The organism is Pseudomonas furukawaii, assembly GCF_002355475.1.
GTDB classification, from domain to species: Bacteria; Pseudomonadota; Gammaproteobacteria; order Pseudomonadales; family Pseudomonadaceae; genus Metapseudomonas; species Metapseudomonas furukawaii.
The window spans coordinates 3,827,031-3,844,211 of sequence record NZ_AP014862.1; the positions used below are offsets into that span (position 1 = coordinate 3,827,031).

At 67.6% G+C, this 17,181-nt stretch carries 14 protein-coding genes and 3 tRNA genes; 3 read left to right on the top strand and 14 right to left on the bottom strand.

Annotated elements, in window-relative coordinates; all coding sequences use genetic code 11:
• Positions 1-262: 262 nt before the first annotated feature.
• The 6 genes from pepN to KF707C_RS17810 all read right to left on the bottom strand — a co-directional run bounded on the left by pepN (position 263) and on the right by KF707C_RS17810 (position 6,890).
• Positions 263-2,920 carry an aminopeptidase N gene (gene pepN / locus KF707C_RS17785; RefSeq protein ID WP_003456401.1) on the bottom strand — a complete coding sequence of 886 codons (2,658 nt, stop codon included), beginning with the start codon at positions 2,918-2,920 and terminating at the stop codon, positions 263-265.
• A gap of 112 nt (positions 2,921-3,032) precedes the next feature.
• Positions 3,033-3,863, bottom strand: a complete 831-nt coding sequence (locus KF707C_RS17790; protein WP_036993996.1) for a DUF2797 domain-containing protein — start codon at positions 3,861-3,863, stop codon at positions 3,033-3,035.
• Positions 3,863-4,123, bottom strand: a complete 261-nt coding sequence (locus KF707C_RS17795; RefSeq protein ID WP_003456404.1) for a YeaC family protein — start codon at positions 4,121-4,123, stop codon at positions 3,863-3,865. Before KF707C_RS17795 ends, KF707C_RS17790 begins: the two co-directional genes overlap by 1 nt.
• Positions 4,124-4,159: 36 nt before the next feature.
• The gene (locus tag KF707C_RS17800) at positions 4,160-5,026 is read right to left on the bottom strand and encodes a rhomboid family intramembrane serine protease (RefSeq protein ID WP_003456406.1); all 867 of its coding nucleotides are present in this window, start codon (positions 5,024-5,026) and stop codon (positions 4,160-4,162) included.
• Positions 5,023-6,003 (bottom strand): metallophosphoesterase, encoded by a 981-nt coding sequence (locus tag KF707C_RS17805; RefSeq protein ID WP_003456408.1) that lies wholly within the window; start codon positions 6,001-6,003, stop codon positions 5,023-5,025. Before KF707C_RS17805 ends, KF707C_RS17800 begins: the two co-directional genes overlap by 4 nt.
• Positions 6,003-6,890: an NAD(+) kinase gene (locus tag KF707C_RS17810; protein ID WP_003456409.1), complete on the bottom strand. Its 888-nt coding sequence runs from the start codon at positions 6,888-6,890 to the stop codon at positions 6,003-6,005. The genes KF707C_RS17805 and KF707C_RS17810 overlap by 1 nt, the downstream gene beginning before the upstream one ends.
• A gap of 94 nt (positions 6,891-6,984) precedes the next feature.
• Here KF707C_RS17810 and KF707C_RS17815 point away from each other — a divergent pair, with 94 nt between their 5' ends.
• Complete coding sequence (locus tag KF707C_RS17815; RefSeq protein WP_003456411.1) at positions 6,985-7,929, top strand: DUF1853 family protein; 945 nt, start codon at positions 6,985-6,987, stop codon at positions 7,927-7,929.
• 21 nt (positions 7,930-7,950) lie between these two features.
• Here KF707C_RS17815 and KF707C_RS17820 read toward each other — a convergent pair whose 3' ends face one another.
• The 4 genes from KF707C_RS17820 to KF707C_RS17835 all read right to left on the bottom strand — a co-directional run bounded on the left by KF707C_RS17820 (position 7,951) and on the right by KF707C_RS17835 (position 13,753).
• The gene (locus tag KF707C_RS17820) at positions 7,951-9,057 is read right to left on the bottom strand and encodes a cyclic nucleotide-binding domain-containing protein (protein WP_003456413.1); all 1,107 of its coding nucleotides are present in this window, start codon (positions 9,055-9,057) and stop codon (positions 7,951-7,953) included.
• Between the two features lie 7 nt (positions 9,058-9,064).
• Complete coding sequence (locus KF707C_RS17825; protein ID WP_003456414.1) at positions 9,065-10,036, bottom strand: 1-aminocyclopropane-1-carboxylate deaminase/D-cysteine desulfhydrase; 972 nt, start codon at positions 10,034-10,036, stop codon at positions 9,065-9,067.
• A gap of 65 nt (positions 10,037-10,101) precedes the next feature.
• Entirely contained in the window at positions 10,102-11,472 is a 1,371-nt protein-coding gene (locus tag KF707C_RS17830; RefSeq protein WP_003456416.1) for a coiled-coil domain-containing protein, read from the bottom strand.
• Between the two features lie 244 nt (positions 11,473-11,716).
• The gene (locus tag KF707C_RS17835) at positions 11,717-13,753 is read right to left on the bottom strand and encodes an NADPH-dependent 2,4-dienoyl-CoA reductase (protein WP_003456417.1); all 2,037 of its coding nucleotides are present in this window, start codon (positions 13,751-13,753) and stop codon (positions 11,717-11,719) included.
• A gap of 204 nt (positions 13,754-13,957) precedes the next feature.
• Between KF707C_RS17835 and KF707C_RS17840 the strand changes: the two genes are divergently transcribed.
• Both KF707C_RS17840 and KF707C_RS17845 read left to right on the top strand, forming a co-directional pair.
• Positions 13,958-14,881 (top strand): carbon-nitrogen hydrolase family protein, encoded by a 924-nt coding sequence (locus KF707C_RS17840; protein ID WP_003456418.1) that lies wholly within the window; start codon positions 13,958-13,960, stop codon positions 14,879-14,881.
• Entirely contained in the window at positions 14,878-15,915 is a 1,038-nt protein-coding gene (locus tag KF707C_RS17845; protein ID WP_003456420.1) for an AraC family transcriptional regulator, read from the top strand. Before KF707C_RS17840 ends, KF707C_RS17845 begins: the two co-directional genes overlap by 4 nt.
• A 229-nt stretch (positions 15,916-16,144) precedes the next feature.
• Here the strand turns inward: KF707C_RS17845 and KF707C_RS17850 are convergent.
• The 4 genes from KF707C_RS17850 to KF707C_RS17865 form a co-directional block, all read right to left on the bottom strand.
• Positions 16,145-16,221, bottom strand: a tRNA-Asp gene (locus tag KF707C_RS17850).
• Positions 16,222-16,325: 104 nt separating this feature from the next.
• Positions 16,326-16,402: transfer RNA gene (locus tag KF707C_RS17855), tRNA-Asp, on the bottom strand.
• Positions 16,403-16,437: 35 nt separating this feature from the next.
• Positions 16,438-16,513 (bottom strand) — tRNA-Val (locus KF707C_RS17860).
• A 148-nt stretch (positions 16,514-16,661) separates the two neighbouring features.
• A complete protein-coding gene (locus KF707C_RS17865; protein ID WP_003456422.1) occupies positions 16,662-17,180 on the bottom strand; it encodes a type II secretion system protein M in 519 nt (172 codons plus the stop codon).
• Position 17,181 lies beyond the last annotated feature (1 nt).

Genomic DNA, 17,181 nt, shown 5'->3' on the forward strand with positions numbered 1-17,181 from the left:
ACCAATAACCGATTTTCTGTCCGATCTTGTCGGACGATCTGGCTCGATTTGTCACTCAAGATCACACTTGCAGGGCATGTACGTCCCTACCGAAAGCTGCCTGGTCAAGTGAAATGCAGTGTTTTCAGTCCCTCCGCGCATAAGCACGCCAAGGGTTATTTCCTTGAGTAACAAAAAAGTGTTACCGGCGCTGACCGGTAACACTTCGGGGAAAGGCGGTGCGGAGGGGTGGACGACCCGCCTGGACGGGCCGTCGGCAGGGTCAGGCGAGGCTCTTGCTGACGACCTCGAACACGTCACTGGACAGCTCGCCCGAGGCGAGGATGCGCTCCAGCTCGGCCTTCATCAGTTGCTGGCGACCCGCGTCGTACTTGCGCCAGCGGGTGAGCGGCGCCAACTGGCGGGAGGCGATCTGCGGGTTGAAGGCGTTGAGGGTGATCACATGGTCGGCCAGGAAGCGATAGCCCTCGCCATCGGCCCGGTGGAAGTTCACCAGGTTCTGGTTGGCGAAGGCGCCGATCAGGGCGCGGACCTTGTTGGGATTCTTCAGGGTGAACGCCGGATGCTCCATCAGCGCCTTGACCCGCTCCAGCCCACCCGGCAGCCCGCAGCCGGCCTGCACGCTGAACCACTGGTCCATGACCAGGGGATCGTCCTTGAAGTACTCGGCGAAGCGCGCCAGGGCATCGGCCTTCTCCCGCTCGAAGCCGGAATTCACGAGGACGGCCAGGGCGGACAGGCGCTCGGTCATGTTGTCGCACGCGTCGAACTGCTCCAGGCAGGCGTCCAGCACTTCCCCGCGACCGCTCTGCATCAGGTAGGACAGGGCGATGTTCTGCAGGGTACGCCGGGCGATATGGTCCGCTTCGGCCTTGTAGGCCGTGTCACGGGAAATCGCCCGGTTGGCCTGGTAGCGCGCCAGCAGCGGCTGGAACAGGGCCTGGCCGATGGACTGGCGAGCGAATTCGCGAGCGGCGTGGATGGCGTCCACATCAGCCACGTCGCTGATCTCGGTGAGGTAGGCCTCGCTGGGCAGCGAGAGCATTTCCGCCACCATGGCCTGATCCAGGGTGGCGTCCTCCAGCAGGGTGCGGAAGGCATCCACCAGGCGCTGGTCGAGCACCAGGGCTTCGCCACGCTGGTACTGGCCGACCAGCTCCTGCAGCACCTGCACGGAGAGCTGCTGGCCCGCTTCCCAGCGGTTGAATCCGTCGGAATCGTGCTGCATCAGGAACATCAGCTGGTCGCGGCTGTAGGGGAAGTTCAGCTTCACCGGCGCGGAGAAGCCGCGCAGCAGCGACGGCAGCGGTTTTTCGGCGATGCCGACGAAGGTGAAGGTCTGCTCGGCCTCGGTGACCGAGAGCACCCGATTACCGCCCTGGGCCTCGGCCTCGCCAGCCAGGCGCAGTGGGAGGTCACGGCCGGCGGCGTCCAGCAGGCCCAGCTCGACCGGGATGACGAAGGGCTGCTTCTCGGCCTGCCCCGGGGTGGCCGGACAGCTCTGGCGGAAAGTCAGGCTGTAGGTCTGGGCGGCGGCGTCGAAGGCTTCCTCGACGCTCAGGCGCGGGGTGCCGGCCTGGCTGTACCAGCGCTTGAACTGGCTGAGGTCGATGCCGTTGGCGTCTTCCATGGCCTTGACGAAGTCGTCGCAGGTCACGGCCTGGCCGTCATGGCGCTCGAAGTACAGGTCGGTGCCCTTGCGGAAGCCCTCGGCGCCCAGCAGGGTGTGGATCATGCGCACCACTTCCGAGCCCTTCTCGTAGACGGTCAGGGTGTAGAAGTTGGAGATCTCGATGAAGGAATCCGGGCGCACCGGGTGGGCCATCGGACCGGCGTCCTCGGCGAACTGGTTGGTCCGCAGGAAGGCCACGTCCTCGATGCGCTTGACGGTGCGCGAGTTCATGTCGGCGGAGAACTCCGCGTCGCGGAACACCGTGAAGCCTTCCTTAAGGGACAGCTGGAACCAGTCACGGCAGGTCACGCGATTGCCGGACCAGTTATGGAAGTACTCGTGGGCGACCACCGCCTCCACCCGCTGGTGGGCGGCGTCGGTGGCGGTTTCGGCCTTCGCCAGCACGCAGCTGGAGTTGAAGATGTTGAGGCCCTTGTTCTCCATGGCGCCCATGTTGAAATCGTTCACGGCGACGATCATGAAGATGTCTAGGTCATATTCGCGACCATAGACCTCCTCGTCCCAGCGCATGGACTTCTTCAGGCTGTCCATGGCGTGCTGGACCTTGTCGATGTTCTCCGGCTCGACGTAGATGCGCAGGGCCACCTCGCGCTGGCTCATGGTGGTGAAGCTGTCTTCGACGCACCAGAGGTCGCCGGCCACCAGGGCGAAGAGGTAGGCCGGTTTCTTGAAGGGATCTTCCCAGGTGGCCCAGTGGCGGCCGCCCTCCTCCGACCCGCTGGCCACCGGGTTGCCGTTGGACAGCAGCACCGGGTAGCGATGCTGCTCCGCACTCACCGTGGTGGTGAAGGCGCTCATCACGTCGGGGCGGTCGAGGTAATAGGTGATCTTGCGGAAGCCTTCGGCCTCGCACTGGGTGCAGAACATCTTGCCGGACTTGTACAGGCCCTCCAGCGCGGTGTTGGTCTCCGGGTGGATGCGCACCGTGCTGTCCAGGGTGAAGGTCGGCGCGACCGGCTGCAGGCTGAGGTGGCTGTCGTCCACCTGGTAATCGGCGGCCCCCAGCTCACGGTCATCCATGGACAGCGACAGCAGCTCCAGTTGCTGGCCATCCAGCACCAGGGGCGGCAGGCCGGCGCCGGCCTCGGGGTTGCGGCGCATCACCAGCTGGGCGTGGACCAGCGTGTGGTCCTCGTACAGCTCGAAGGTCAGGTTGGTCTCGTCGATCAGGTAGTCGGGTACCTGATAGTCCTTGAGGTAGATGACTTTCGGTTGCTCGGTGCGCATGGTCGTCTCTTCGCGTACGGAGCGGCCACGGAACCCCGGGCCGCTGGAATGGATGGGTCAAGATCGGAGTATGGACTATTCCCCCACCGACCTGACGCCCTGATGACAGCCTTCAGGCGGCGCTGATGGCCAACTGGTAGGCGGTGTACTTCCGCAGGTTGATCACGCCGGTGTCGAGGATCAGGTACTGCCCCTTGATACCCCGCAGCGTACCTTCCACCACGGACGTCTTGTCCAGGTCGAAGCTGACGACCTTGGTCGGATAGGCATCCACGGGGTACTTGATCTCGATGGGCGCAAGATCGGTGACCGGCTGGATGGCCTGCAGGCCGAAGCGGTCCTGCAGTGCGCGCAGGCCCTCCGCGCAGTGCTCGAACAGCTCGTCGCGGATCGCCGGCAGGTCCAGCGCCGGCACCTCGCCCTTGAGCATGGCGCGCCAGTTGGTGCGATCGGCCACCCGCGTCCGCAGCAGGTCTTCGACGAAACCCGACTGCTGGCGGGTCGCCACGCGCATGATGGGCAGCGCCTGGCTGGCGCCCTGGTCGATCCAGCGGGTCGGCACCTGGCTGGCGCGGGTGATGCCCACCTTGATGCCGGTCGAATTGGCCAGGTAGACCACATGGTCGGTCATGCAGAAGCGCTCGCCCCACTCCGGCTCGCGGCAGGTGCCCGCCTCGAAATGGCACTTCTCGGGACTGATGATGCAGCTGTCGCACTGGGCCAGCTTGGTGAAACAGGGGTAGCAGTAGCCCTGGCTGAAGCTCGTTTTGGTCTTTCGCCCGCAATGGATGCAGTGGATGGCGCCCAGGTACTCCAGGCGCAGCGCCTGGCCGATCAGCGGATTGGCGGGGATCTCCGCGTCGTCGAGACGGAAGGCGTACTGAACGGGTTCCTCAAGGCGCACCGCCATCTTGGTGAGCGCGCCACGTCCTAGTTCCCGCATCAGTGGACCGAATTCGACTTGAAGAGGATGTTCGGGATGGGCTCGGACTTGGAGCTGCATTCCTGCGGGCCCATGTAACCCGTGCGCTCCTCCTCCGGCAGGTTCTTCGCCTCCCAGGCGATCATGGCCTGCAGCGACAGCTCCTTCTGCTCCTGGGTGAGCACTCGGCCGTCCGGCCATTTGCCGATCTCCACGGCGAGCTTGAGGCTCTCGTAGACATCCTGGGTGATGTTGCTGATCAGTTGGGCAAAGGAGGACATGGGCCACTCACCGGAAGTTGGGACAGACCGGGCATTCTACCGGCGCATTTTCGCTATTGCACCGCCAAGCAGCCCGGTGGCGCAGCCCGCCACCAGCCCGCCGATGTGGGCGCCGTTGGCGATGGCGCCGAAGCCGAGCGCGGTGATCAGGCCGGACAGGCAGACCAGCAGCCAGATCAGCATCATCGCCATCACCCCGGGCGGCAGGCGGTAGGCCGGGCACGGTGCCAGGCGCTGGAAGACCCAGCAGTGGCCGAGCAGTCCGTAGAGCACACCGGACAAGCCGCCGAACAACGAGGGGCCGCTGTTGAAGTACTGCACGCCGTTGGACACCAGGCTGAACCCCAGGGTCAGCGCCAGGAGCATCAGGCCGCCCTGGCGGGACTCGATGCGCCGCCCCAGCTCCCAGTACCACAAGGCGTTCATGGCCAGGTGGAGGATGCCGAAGTGGATCAGCATCGGCGTCACCAGTCGCCACCACTGCCCTGCGGCCAGGGACTCGGCCAGCGGCGTGAAATAGAGGTATTCGCCCTCGATCTGGAAGTCCTGGAAGCTCAGCCAGCGGATGGTCGCGAAGTTGTCACCCAGGCCGGTGAGCGCCGCGACCGCCAGGGTCAGCAGCAGCACCAGGGCGGTCAGGCGGCTGGCCTTGAGCTGGTCCAGGACGCTGCCCCGAGGCGACGGCCGGGGCGTCTCGTCGGCCAGCTGGAAATGCGGATCGCCCTCGGGGAAGCGCTGGTAAAGCCCGCGCACCTGGTCCGCCAGCTGCGGGCCGGGCACCCAGAGCACCTGCTCGCCGGATTCCTCGCTGACCCGGTAGGGGACGTCCAGGCGCTGCAGCAGGGCGATGAAACCGGACAGGTCCACGGTCAGTGGCAGGCGTAGTACTTCAACCGCACTCATGGCAGATGGGGCTCCTCGGGGCGTTCCACATTGACCCAGACGAACTTGTCGGGGTCCAGCCGGTGTTCCTGGTCCAGCCGGTAGGCCACCAGTTTTCCGTACATCACCGCGCTGTAGTCCAGGCAGGCCAGGTTGCCGCGGATCGGCGCCGGCCGCCCGCGTCGCCAGTAGTGCCCGACGAACAGGATGGGTTCGTGGGCGCCGTAGCTGAGCAGGCGAGCGCGATGGGCCTTGGACAGTGGCCGGCTGGCGACCTCCTCCGGCAGGGCGTCGGGCTGGAACACCACGTCGCCGTAGGTCTTCGGGTCCTCCGCCCAGAACTTGGTGCGGAACGCCGAGCGGGTGAAACCATCGCTGCTGGTGAGCGTCATGCCCTCCGGCAACGGCAAGTCGGTGCCCCGCAGCAGGCGATCGAAGACCCGCGATGCGAAGCTGGAAGGATCGGCGGCGGCCTTGATGAAGGCCTCGTCGACCCGGCCATCGGCGTGCATCTCTCGAAGGGCGGCGATCATCGCGGTGTCCCAGCAGGCGTGGACCATGCGGAAGTGACCGCCGTCGATGAACAGCGGCAGCTCGCGGAACCAGCCGAGGAAGTCCCGCCAGTCCGCCGGGTGCCCCTCGAACTGATCCAGGGTCTCGCGGATCAGCCGGGCATGGCGCGGCGTGTGCTCGCGGACGAACTGGCGACCGCTGCCCGGAGGCGCCGGCGTGCTCCAGCCCAGGGCGTAGAACTCGTGGTTGCCCATGATGCAGCGTGCCTCGCCCGCCTCCACCATGGCGTGTACCAGGTGCAGCGCCTCGCGGATGCGCGGGCCCCGGTCGATGATATCGCCGAGGAACAGCGCCATCCGCTGTGGGTGACGCCAGACGTCGCCATGCTTGCGGTAACCCAGGCGCTCCAGCAGGTGTTCCAGGGTCCTGGCGCACCCGTGGACATCGCCGATCAGGTCATAGCCACGGCCGGGATCGAGGCTCATCAGTCGCCTCCGCCGAGACGGCTACCCCAACCCAGCTTGGTCCGGCAGACCTCGTAGTAGTTATGGTCCAGGGGGTGGATAAGGCGCAGCTTCTGCGGCTTCTTGCGCACCGTGATGGTGTCGCCGGGGGCGCAGGTGAAGTGGTTCTGGCCGTCGCAGGACACCAGCGGATAGATCTGCAGGTTCGGCGAGACCACGATCTTCAGCTCGCTGGTGCTGTCCACCACGATGGGACGGCTGGAGAGGGTGTGCGGGTACATGGGCACGACGACGATGGCGTCGAGCTTGGGGTGCATGATCGGACCGCCCGCGGACAGCGCATAGGCGGTGGACCCGGTGGGGGTGGCGATGATCAGGCCGTCGGCCTTCTGGCTGCAGACGAACTGGCCGTCGATGTGCAGCTCGAACTCGATCATCCGGGTCGATTTGCCGGGGTGCAGCACCACGTCGTTCAGGGCATCGCCCTGGCCGATGGCTTCCCCGTGTCGACGCACCTCGGCCTCCAGCAGGAAACGGTTCTCGACGCTGAAGCGGCCGTCCAGCACCTCGGCCACCTTCACTTCCAGCTCGTCGGGGCGGATGTCGGTGAGGAAGCCCAGGCTGCCACGGTTGACGCCCAGCACCGGGACGTTGTGCCGCGCCAGCGCGCGGGCCGCACCCAGCATGCTGCCGTCGCCGCCCACCACGATCACCAGGTCGCACACCTCGCCGAGGATCTTCCGCGACGAGGTCTGCAGGCCATGGCCCGGCAGCACTTCGGCAATGGTGTCCTCGAGGATCACGTGCAGGTGGCGATCCAGCAGGAATCGCTTGAGTCGGCGAATGGTATCCAGTACGTGGGGGCTGCCCAGGCGACCGATGATGCCGATATTGCGGAATTGCTCCATGGGGCTCCAGGGCGGTAGTGCGGGGTGGGTGAATGGCGGAATTATGGAGTAAGGCGACTGAGAGCGGCAAACCGCCGTCAGCTATGCTCGCAGCATGCACCCTTTCGACAGCCTCACCGACCTGCCCCGCCAGTTGCACCGCCCCGTCGTGCGCGACCTGGCCTGGGCCCTGCTCTCCCCGCCCCTGCTGAGCCAGTCGCCCTGGCGCCAGCGCCACCCCCTGACGGCCAGCGACTGGGCACGTCGTCCGGGCGACCTGGCGGATTGGCTGCTGCGCCTGGACCGGCAACCGGCTCCCCTGGAGTCCTGGCTGGCCCAGGCGCCCAACCGGCGCCTGGGCCTCTACTACGAGCGACTCTGGCAGTTCGCCCTGCGCCAGTCTCCGGGCGTCGAGCTGCTGGCGGCCAACCTGCCGATCCGCATCGGCGGCCAGACCCTCGGCGAGCTGGACCTGCTGCTGCGGGACGCCGAAGGCGTGCACCACCTGGAGCTGGCCATCAAGCTCTACCTGGGCCCCCGCCATGGCGACGGCCAGGACCCGGCGGACTGGATCGGCCCGGGCAGCCACGACCGGCTCGACCTCAAGCTGGACCACCTGAGCCAGCACCAGCTGCCACTCTCGGCCGGCCCGGAGAGTCGCGCGGCCCTGGCCCTGCTGGATGCCGGGAACGCCAGCGCCGAACTCTGGCTCGGCGGCTACCTCTTCTATCCCTGGCCGGGGGACTGCACCGCACCGCGTGGCGTGAACCCACGGCATCTCAAGGGCCGCTGGGTACGCCTGCAGGACCTCGGGGACTTCCTCCAGGCCGCCGACTCCGGCCACTGGCAGGTACTGCCCCGACGCGCCTGGCTGGCGCCCGCCGCCTGCGCGCCCGACGAATGCTGGACAACCGAGGCCGTCGAGCACTGGCAAGGACAACTGCAGCCGGACAGTCCGGCGCAACTCCTGGTGCGCCTGGACGACGACGGCACGGGCCGCCGGCAGGAAGTCGAACGGGTCTTCGTGGTGGGGGATCGCTGGCCGCTGGCCCCCCTGTGAAGCCGGCGGCCCCCGCGCGGATCAGCGGCTGCGCTCGATGCGTCCGCCGGAGCGGGCCAGGTAACCGGCGCCGGTTTCACTGATCAGGGCGTCCCGCTGCAGGGCCGGCAAGGCATCCAGGCCATCTCGCAGGGCGTAGGCGCGATAGCCCAGTTGGGACAGCATGAACACGGCGCTGGCACTGCGCTTGCCGCTGTCGCAGTAGCAGAGGTAGGTCCCTTCGCCATCCAGCAGGCGGGCCTTGAGACGCAGCAGGTGCAGCGGCATGTTCAGTGCCTGGGGCGCATGGGCCCGCTCGTACTCGTCCTGCAGGCGCACATCCAGCCATTGGCCGCCCCCGCCCAGCAGGCGCGCCGCCTCGCCCAGGCTGACCTGGTCCACCACCGGCGCCTTGAGCAGGTCGATGAAATCCTCGCGATCCAGCCGCTGGAGGACGCTGTCCTCCAGCAGGGTGACCGTGGCGTTGCGCGGACAGTCCCCCAGCAACGCCTCCTCGCCGAAGCAGGCGCCCACCTCCAGCTCCGCCAGCAACTGCTGCTGGCTGCCGGCGCCACGGATCACCTCGGCGCGACCGGACTGGAGGAAATAGCAGCAATCCCCCGTCTCCCCCTCCCTCAGCACCTGGCTGCCGGCGGGCAGCGCCACCCGATGCAGGCGCTGCAGCATGGAGCGGACATTGGCTGGCGGGACCCGCACCAGCAGCGGACTGGCCAGCAGGGCTTCGAGCCAGTCGCTGTCGCCCTCGCGACCGAGTTCGAGCAACAGGTCCTGGTGCGTCGAGCCCCAGGTGAGCTGGCGTTCCAGGGTGGCACTGTCGATGGCCAGCAGCGACGAGTCCCGCACCGCCAGGGCGTCATGCAGGCGCGGCAGGCTGGGCGACAACGGATGGCAGCTGGCTTCGCTGCCAGCCTCCAGCAAGGTCGCGCCTCCGGAGGCATCACGCAGTTCCAGCGCTCCGGACAGCAGGTAATAGGCGAGGCGGGCGTGGTCGCCACGACGAAACAGCATCTGCCCCGCCAGCAGCGGCTGGGGCACCAGCTGCGGGCGCAGTTCGCGCCACTGCCGCTCGGTCAGGGCATTGAGGGGCACCAGGCCACGCAGTTGCGGGGGGTTCAGGGGGGCGCTCATGGTGTTGTCATCCTTGTACATCCACTGCCCGGTCAGTGTAGTTCGTCAGTCGCTCAAGCTCCGCTTGAAGCGCCCGCCGCCCCTGCAGGCCGCCGGTGTGCAGCAGTACCAGGCGGCTGCCAGCGGCGATACGCCCGGCACGGACCTCGTCGCGCAGGGCCATCAGCGCCTTGGCGGTATACACCGGCTCCAGGGGCACTCCGCCTTCGCGTTCGGCCTGCAGCAGGAACCCCGCCAGTTCGGCGTCGATCCTGGCAAAACCGCCCCGGCAGGCATCCAGCAGCGAGTAACCGGCATCGGCCACCCCGGCCTCGGCCAGCAGGGCGCGCACCTGCTCCTGCACGCCATGGTCGCGGGGCACCGCCAAGGCGCCCAGCACCGGGTGCCGCCCGCCCTCTCCCAGCACCAGGCCGGCCAGGGTGGTGCCGGTGCCGGCGGCGACCCAGAGCCCGTGGTAATCGTCCCAGCCCAGGGCCGGCAACTGCTCCCGGACCCACCCCACCAATTGCCTGCAACCCTGGGCGCCGGGCAGTCCGCCGCCCCCTTCGGGTACCGGCTGGAAGCGGGGATAGCGGCGCTGCCAGGACACCCAGAAATCCGGCTCGTGTCGCCGACGATAGCCCCCGTAGCCGAGCCACTGGAGCTCCATGCCCAGCGCTTGCAGGTCCCGCACCGTCGGCGTGTCCTGGGGATCGCCGCGCAGCAGGCCGAGAGTGGCGAAACCGAAGCGACGCCCGGCGGCGGCCAGCGCATGGAGGTGATTGGAATGGGCGCCCCCCAGGCTCATCACGCCCTCGGCGCCAGCCTCGGCGGCGCGAGACAGCCAGGGGGCCAGCTTGAACCATTTGTTGCCGGACACCAGCGGGTCCACGAGGTCCAGGCGCAGCACCGCCAGCGCCACGCCGGCCTCGTCGAGCCAGGACAGCCGAAGGGGTTCCAGGGGCGCTCGCGGCGCCCAGTCAGGCAGGGTCAGAGGCAAGGTCGGTTCCGTGGGCGTCCGTACGGGGGGCGCAAGAAGAGGTCATCGGGGGATGGCGGCGCGGCTCAGCCAGCGGTGCGCAAACGCCCTCCCGCGCGGTGACGGGGGCAGCAGTTGGATTCACCCACGACGAAGCGGCTCGGCGCGTCGACGCGATCGACCGGCATTCCGCAGCGATCGCCATTGGCCAGGCTGGCCTCGCAGCTGGGTTGCTGGTAATGGGCGAGCCACTGGCGGTACTGGCCCTCGGACACGAAGCACTTGGCCGCGGCGTAGGCCAGGGGGTTGTCCTGGTAGCGCGGCACGTCCGCCAGGGGAATGGTCAGGTGCCCGGCCCCCGGGTGATAGACGACGAAGACCACACCCAGGTCCGACAGCTGCTCGAGGACCCGCTGACCGCTCTGCCGCTCCAGGGCTTCGCACACCTCGCGCAGGCGATTGACCTCGTCCTGCAGCTGGGCGTCCAGTTGATCGCGGTAGGCCAGCTCCACGTCACGCACGGCGATCAGCTCGCGGTACTCGGCGATGGCCGCCTCGACCCGGGCCTGCAATTCCCCCTCGAACTGGGCCCGCAGGATGTCCGTCTCGGTGCGGCCGTGGCGCTCCAGGGCGCGCAGCTGCAGGTTCATTTCCTCGCGGCTGGCCTGGTAGCGCTCGGCTTCACCGGCCAGTTGCGCCTCCAGGGTGGCATTGATTTCCTGCTGCTCGCGCAGGGCATGCTGCAAGGCCCGGATCTGCTGCTGCAGCTCCGCAGTGCTCTGGTCGGCGGCATGGCGCATGCGCGCCAGGGCTTCCTCGTTCTGCTGGCTCAGGGACGTGAGTCGCAGGCGCTGCTGGCGCACAAGTTGCGCGGTCTTCAGCCGGTGCTCCTTCTCCATCTTGTCCGCCAGTTGCTCGGCCATCTCCCGGGTGATCTCCGGGGGGGCGTACCAACTGTCCTCCTGGGCGACCTGCAGGCGTTCGGCGTCCAGCGCCTGGGGCGCCTCTTCCTCCACCAGCACCCCCAGGTTGTTGGCCTTGATGGCATCGCGCAGCAGCACCAGGTCATTGCGTTCGGGGGTCAGGCTCGGGTCCCAGAGGTGCATCTGCTGCCAGGCCACCGGACACTGGCTGGCACAGGCCAGGCGAATGGGCCCGGCACCCAGGTCGGGCCCGCGGCCGGCCCGCTCGGCCAGCTGCCGCAGCGGCAGGTTCCAGCCGGTATCGGCGCGTCCTTCCTCGTCGAAATCGAGGTAGAAGAAGACCACGGAGCGCACCTGCAAGCGCAGGTTCACCAGCAGATAGGCCGAACGCATCTGGCGATCGGCGTACTCCGGCAGGCCCACGACGCCATCGAGCACGGCTTCGAACTCCGGATAGAGCATCTGCTTGCAGATGCCACGGTCGTTGAAGAACACGACGGCTTCCACCAGTTGTGGCTTCTTCAGCATGCTCATCGCTCTACCTCTGGCTCTGCGCGGTCAATCACGGCGGGCGTTGTGGGGACTGGAGATCGTGCGGATTCGCTCCACACACACTGATCCGGACTTTAGAAAAGTCTAGGGGAAATCAGTTGCCGCGCAATGTGATTGGGTTGGCAGACGCCGGCCGCGACGGACCAGCGGACCAACGGCAAGGCGAAACTGTGACGGGGTTGGAGCGGCGGGGCGCCGCCCGGCGATATCCGGGCGGCGCGGAGGGTCAGAGTTCGGCCGCGAGGCGCGATCCCTGGTTGATGGCGCGCTTGGCATCCAGTTCGGCGGCCACATCGGCGCCGCCGATCAGGTGCACGCTCTGGCCGGCGGCCAGCAGGCCGTCATGCAGTTCGCGCAGCGGTTCCTGGCCGGCGCAGAGGATCACGGTGTCCACCGGCAGCACCTGGGGCTCGCCCTCGGCGACGCGGATGTGCAGGCCCTCGTCGTCCACCTTCAGGTATTCCACGGCATTGAGCATCTGCACCTGCTTGTTCTTCAGGCCGGTGCGGTGGATCCAGCCCGTGGTCTTGCCGAGGCCGTCGCCCACCTTGGATTTCTTGCGCTGCAGCAGGAACACCTGGCGCGCCGCCGGGTGGGGCTGCGCCTGAATGCCGGCGATGCCGCCACGGGCCTCCAGGGCGCCGTCGATGCCCCACTCCTTCCAGAAGGCGTCGCGGTCCAGGCTGGTGGCCCGGCCCTGGTGGGTGATGTACTCGGAGACGTCGAAGCCGATACCGCCCGCACCGATGACCGCGACCTTCTGGCCCACCGGCTTGCGTTCGAGGATGGCGTCCAGGTAGCCGATCACCTTGGGATGCCCGATGCCGGGAATGTCCGGGGTTCGCGGGCTGATGCCGGTGGCGAGGATGATGTCGTCGAAGCCGCCCCGAGCCAGGTCATCCGCCGAGACGCGGGTGTTCAGGCGCAGGTCGACGCCGGTGATCTCCAGCTTGCGCTTGAAGTAGCGCAGGGTCTCGAAGAACTCCTCCTTGCCCGGCACGCGCTTGGCCACGTTGAACTGGCCACCGATCTCAGAGCCTGCGTCGAACAGGGTCACCTGGTGACCACGCTCGGCCGCGACGGTGGCGGCGGCGAGTCCCGCCGGACCGGCCCCCACCACGGCGATCTTCTTCACCTGGGTGGTGGGGATGTAGTTCAGCTCGGTCTCGTGGCAGGCACGGGGGTTCACCAGGCAGCTGGTCAGCTTGCCGCCGAAGGTGTGGTCCAGGCAGGCCTGGTTGCAGCCGATGCAGGTGTTGATCTCATCGCTACGGCCTGCGGCGGCCTTGTTGACGAAGTCCGGGTCGGCGAGGAAGGGACGGGCCATGGACACCATGTCGGCGTCGCCTTCGGCCAGCACCTGTTCGGCCACTTCCGGGGTATTGATGCGGTTGGTGGTGATCAGCGGGATCTTCACCTCGCCCTTGAGCTTGGCGGTGACCTTGGTGAAGGCCGCGCGGGGCACCTTGGTGGCGATGGTGGGGATGCGCGCCTCGTGCCAGCCGATGCCGGTGTTGATCAGGGTCGCGCCGGCGGCCTCGATGGCCTTGGCCAGGGTGACGATCTCGTCCCAGGTGCTGCCACCTTCCACCAGGTCCAGCATGGACAGGCGGAAGATGATGATGAAGTTCGGCCCCACCGCCTCGCGGACGCGGCGCACGATCTCCACCGGCAGGCGCATGCGGTTCTCGTAGCTACCGCCCCAGCGGTCGGTGCGGTGGTTGGTGTGGGCGGCGAGGAACTGGTTGATGAAGTAGCCCTCGGAACCCATGATCTCGACGCCGTCGTACTCGGCCTGCTGCGCCAGGCTGGCGCAGGTGACGAAGTCCTGGATCTGCTTCTCGATGCCCGCTTCGTCCAGCTCGTTGGGCTTGAAGGGGTTGATCGGCGCCTGGATGGCGGAAGGCGCCACCTGCTTCGGGTTGTAGGCGTAGCGGCCGGCGTGGAGGATCTGCATGCAGATCTTGCCGTCCGCTTCGTGTACCGCGCGGGTGACGATTCGGTGCTTGTCGGCCTCTTCCGGGGTGGTCAGCTTGGCGGCGCCGGCATACACGCCCCCTTCGGCGTTCGGCGCGATGCCCCCGGTGACCATCAGGCCGACGCCCCCTCGGGCTCGCTCGGCGAAATAGGCCGCCATGCGCTCGAATCCGTTGGGCTTCTCCTCCAGGCCGGTGTGCATCGAGCCCATCAGGGTGCGGTTCTTCAGGGTGGTGAAGCCCAGGTCGAGGGGCGCGAGCAGGTGCGGGTAACGGGCGGCGGTCATGGTTCCTCCACAACGGGCGTGGCTATTCACGAAGTGCCCCGTTCCTCAGGGGACCGGGGTCGGTTATGGGCCAGACGATAAAGAGCGGGCACCCACCGCTCAATGATCGGAAGTGACAAGTTACTGATCGAAAATGACAGCCCCACTTGGCATCCGCCAGCACCTCCCCTACCCTGACGCTCATTACCGGACCACGGATTCGCCATGCGCAAACTGCTCACGCCCCTGATCGCCACCTTGCTGGTGGGCTGCCTGACCGCCTACGGGGTCTGGACCGGCGAGCGCCCCCACATCCACTACCTCTCCGACCTGCGCGCGAGCCTGACCCAGGACAGCGGCAGCGCCGGCGAACAGGGCAACCTGCTGGCGATACGCCCCCTCCTCTACCCCAGCGACTACCGAGACCCGGAGTTGCTGCGCATGAAAATCGCCGCCGCCCTGGACCTGGCCAAGGCCAGGGGGCTGCTCAACGCACGCACGGTGGTCGCGCTTCCCGATCACATCGGCACCTGGCTGCTGCTCCAGGATGAAAAGCACAGCCTCTACCAGGCGCGCGCCTTCACCGAAGTGGATCGCCTGCTCACCCTCAGCCACCCGAGCCTGCTGGGTCGCCGCTTCCTCCAGGGACAGGACCTGGAAGAAGCCCTGCTGCGGGCCAAGGCCCGGCGCATGGCGCGGGACTACCAGAAACTCTTCGAGCGGCTGGCCGGCCAGTACCGGGTGACGATCCTGGCCGGCTCGATCCTGCTGCCCTCACCCAGCTTCAGGGACGGCAAGCTCCGCGCCGGCCACGGCGACCTGGTCAACCTCTCCCTCGCCTTCGCCCCGGACGGTTCGGTGATCGGCGCACCCTTCAGCCAGCCCTGGCCGGAGGGCAGCCGCGAGGAGTCCCGCCAGGAGCTGGATACCCCGGCCGGCCGGGTTTCCATCCTGCGCAGCTGGAAAGCCGGCTACCCCCTGAACCAGGTAACCCTGAGCGGCGACAACGCCAGCGCCCAGGAAACGCTCTTTCTCCGGGGACGCCTCTGGCCCCTGTACAACGCCCCCGCCGCCGGCCTGACCCCACCGTTGCGTGCGGATGAGGCGCCCGGCAGTCACCTGCTGAACGCCTGGCTGGAGGCGCCATGAAAAACCAGCGGGTCAAGCTCGGCGATCTCTCGGTGGGCTTCATCCACGGGCTGGCGGCGGCGCTGGAGGAACGCGGACATCCCGCCGATGAGCTGCTGGAGCGTTTCGGCCTCGACGCCTCGCGACTGGCGGAGCCCCAGGGACGCCTGTCGATTCCCCGCTTCATGCGCCTCGGCCATGCCGCCATCCAGCTCTGTGGCGACCCCGCCCTGGGACTGTCGATGGGCCGCCTGAGCCGACTGGGCCACCTGGGCCTGGCAGGCGTCTGCGCCGCCCAGGCGCCGAACCTGCGGGAGGCCGCCCGCGTCCTGACCCGCTTCGAGCGGCTCTACGCCAGCAACTACCGTGGCCAGTCGAGCTTCCACGAAGACAGCAAGGGCGCCTGGCTGCGCTTCTACTCCATCAGCCCCTACAACGCCTACAACCGCTTCGTGGTGGACTCGGTGCTGGCGGGCTGGCGCACCTACCTCGGCCACCTGGCGGGGGGCGGCATGAGCGTGGACAAGGTGCAGATCGAGTTCGCCGCGCCGGACTATGCGGAACGCTATGCCGACTTCTTCGGCTGCCCGGTGGAATTCGAAGCCGACGCCAACCAGCTGCGCCTGTCCCTGGACAGCCTGGCGCTGCGCAATAGCGACCATTGCCCGAGCACCTGGCGACAACTGCTGGACCTCTGCGAACGGGAACTGCAACAGCTGACCCGTACCCGCAGCCTGCGGGAACGCATCACCCAGTTGCTGGGCCCGCTGCTCCACGGTCGCGAACCGGACCTCGAGGAAGTGGCGACCCGCCTGCAGATGCCCAGCTGGACGCTGCGGCGCAAGCTGGCGGAGGAAGGCACCCAGTTCCGCGCCATCCTCAACGACACCCGCCGCGACCTGGCCATGGCCTACATCCGCGACACCGAACTGGCCTTCGGCGAGATCGCCTACCTGCTGGGCTTCGCCTCGGCGGAAGCCTTCCAGCGGGCCTTCAAGCGCTGGAGCGGCAGCACCCCCGGAGAGTTCCGCCGCGCCCAGCGCCAGGCGGTCTGATCACATCTCTGTGGCGTCGTCGGCAGGCTCGACAGGGTCCTGCTCGGTGGCGTGGAAATCGAGAATTTCTTCCTGGTAGTCGTCCATTGCTGATTCCTCCTGGCGGGGACACCGATTGACGGAAACAAAGACCGTGCCAGAACGGTAGCGAAATCAGGTGACGGGGAAATTAACGCAGGCGTGGAAAAGAAAAAGCCCCCAGGTATCGCTACCTGAGGGCTTCTCTGTATGGCGCAGCGGACGGGACTCGAACCCGCGACCCCCGGCGTGACAGGCCGGTATTCTAACCGACTGAACTACCGCTGCGTGTCGGCTTGGACTTGCGTCCGGTACAACGAACTGATGTCTGGCGCAGCAGCCTGATGGCTTCTGCCGCCTCATGCCGGAGCGAACCCCCGCATGGGAAATAATGGCGCAGCGGACGGGACTCGAACCCGCGACCCCCGGCGTGACAGGCCGGTATTCTAACCGACTGAACTACCGCTGCGCGTCGGCCGGACTTTCGTCCGTATCTCGCAAGATTGGTGGGTGGTGACGGGATCGAACCGCCGACCCTCTGCTTGTAAGGCAGATGCTCTCCCGGCTGAGCTAACCACCCATCGGCCTTGCGAGGCGCGCAATTTACGCAGTGGCCTCCGCTAAGTCAACACCCCGTATGGAATTTTTCTTGGGCCCGGACCGACCCTTTCCTTCTCCAGTACGGGCCACGCCCCCATCCGGTGCGCACGCACCAATCACAGGCACACTCAGCCGCCCACCTTGAGGGACAGGCGAGCCGTGACCCGGCCATCCTCGTTGCGGGTCAGGCCAGCCTCTTCGATCCTCACGCCCTGCCCCTCCAGTACGCCGAACCAGCGCAACAGGTTGGGAAAGGCGGTCGGCTGCAGGCTCACCTGGACGGCGCCCGGGCCGTCGCTGTCGATGCGTTCGACCGCCAGCCCCTGCTGCTGGGCCGTGGCGGTCACCAGGCCCTGCAGGCGCTCCGGCTCCACCTGCGCCTGGGGCCGGCCCTGGGTTGCACGGGCCTGCGGCGCGTGGAGTTGCAGATAGGCGTGCAGCCCGCGCTGGATCTCGAAGTACTCCCGCGCGGCGGCCAGCCTGCGCTCGGCGGGGAGCCAGAGCAGCAGGTAGAGCAGCACCAGGCCGAGGAACAGGAGCAGGCCGGAAAGCGCCAGCCGATCCCGCGCCGGCAAGGCGCGCCAGCGCTGGCCCAGTGAGGAGGTTTGCCATTGCGCCCGCAAAGGGGCTTTCAGGGTGTCGAGCATG

What these genes read in the sequence shown, in the direction of transcription:
- pepN (WP_003456401.1), bottom strand. Translation starts at nt 2,920, where the DNA reads ATGCGCACCGAGCAACCGAAAGTCATCTACCTCAAGGACTATCAGGTA.
- KF707C_RS17830 (WP_003456416.1), bottom strand. Translation starts at nt 11,472, where the DNA reads ATGAGCATGCTGAAGAAGCCACAACTGGTGGAAGCCGTCGTGTTCTTC.
- KF707C_RS17795 (WP_003456404.1), bottom strand. Translation starts at nt 4,123, where the DNA reads ATGTCCTCCTTTGCCCAACTGATCAGCAACATCACCCAGGATGTCTAC.
- KF707C_RS17845 (WP_003456420.1), top strand. Translation starts at nt 14,878, where the DNA reads ATGAAAAACCAGCGGGTCAAGCTCGGCGATCTCTCGGTGGGCTTCATC.
- KF707C_RS17820 (WP_003456413.1), bottom strand. Translation starts at nt 9,057, where the DNA reads ATGAGCGCCCCCCTGAACCCCCCGCAACTGCGTGGCCTGGTGCCCCTC.
- KF707C_RS17840 (WP_003456418.1), top strand. Translation starts at nt 13,958, where the DNA reads ATGCGCAAACTGCTCACGCCCCTGATCGCCACCTTGCTGGTGGGCTGC.
- KF707C_RS17800 (WP_003456406.1), bottom strand. Translation starts at nt 5,026, where the DNA reads ATGAGTGCGGTTGAAGTACTACGCCTGCCACTGACCGTGGACCTGTCC.
- KF707C_RS17810 (WP_003456409.1), bottom strand. Translation starts at nt 6,890, where the DNA reads ATGGAGCAATTCCGCAATATCGGCATCATCGGTCGCCTGGGCAGCCCC.
- KF707C_RS17790 (WP_036993996.1), bottom strand. Translation starts at nt 3,863, where the DNA reads ATGCGGGAACTAGGACGTGGCGCGCTCACCAAGATGGCGGTGCGCCTT.
- KF707C_RS17865 (WP_003456422.1), bottom strand. Translation starts at nt 17,180, where the DNA reads ATGCTCGACACCCTGAAAGCCCCTTTGCGGGCGCAATGGCAAACCTCC.
- KF707C_RS17805 (WP_003456408.1), bottom strand. Translation starts at nt 6,003, where the DNA reads ATGAGCCTCGATCCCGGCCGTGGCTATGACCTGATCGGCGATGTCCAC.
- KF707C_RS17815 (WP_003456411.1), top strand. Translation starts at nt 6,985, where the DNA reads ATGCACCCTTTCGACAGCCTCACCGACCTGCCCCGCCAGTTGCACCGC.
- KF707C_RS17835 (WP_003456417.1), bottom strand. Translation starts at nt 13,753, where the DNA reads ATGACCGCCGCCCGTTACCCGCACCTGCTCGCGCCCCTCGACCTGGGC.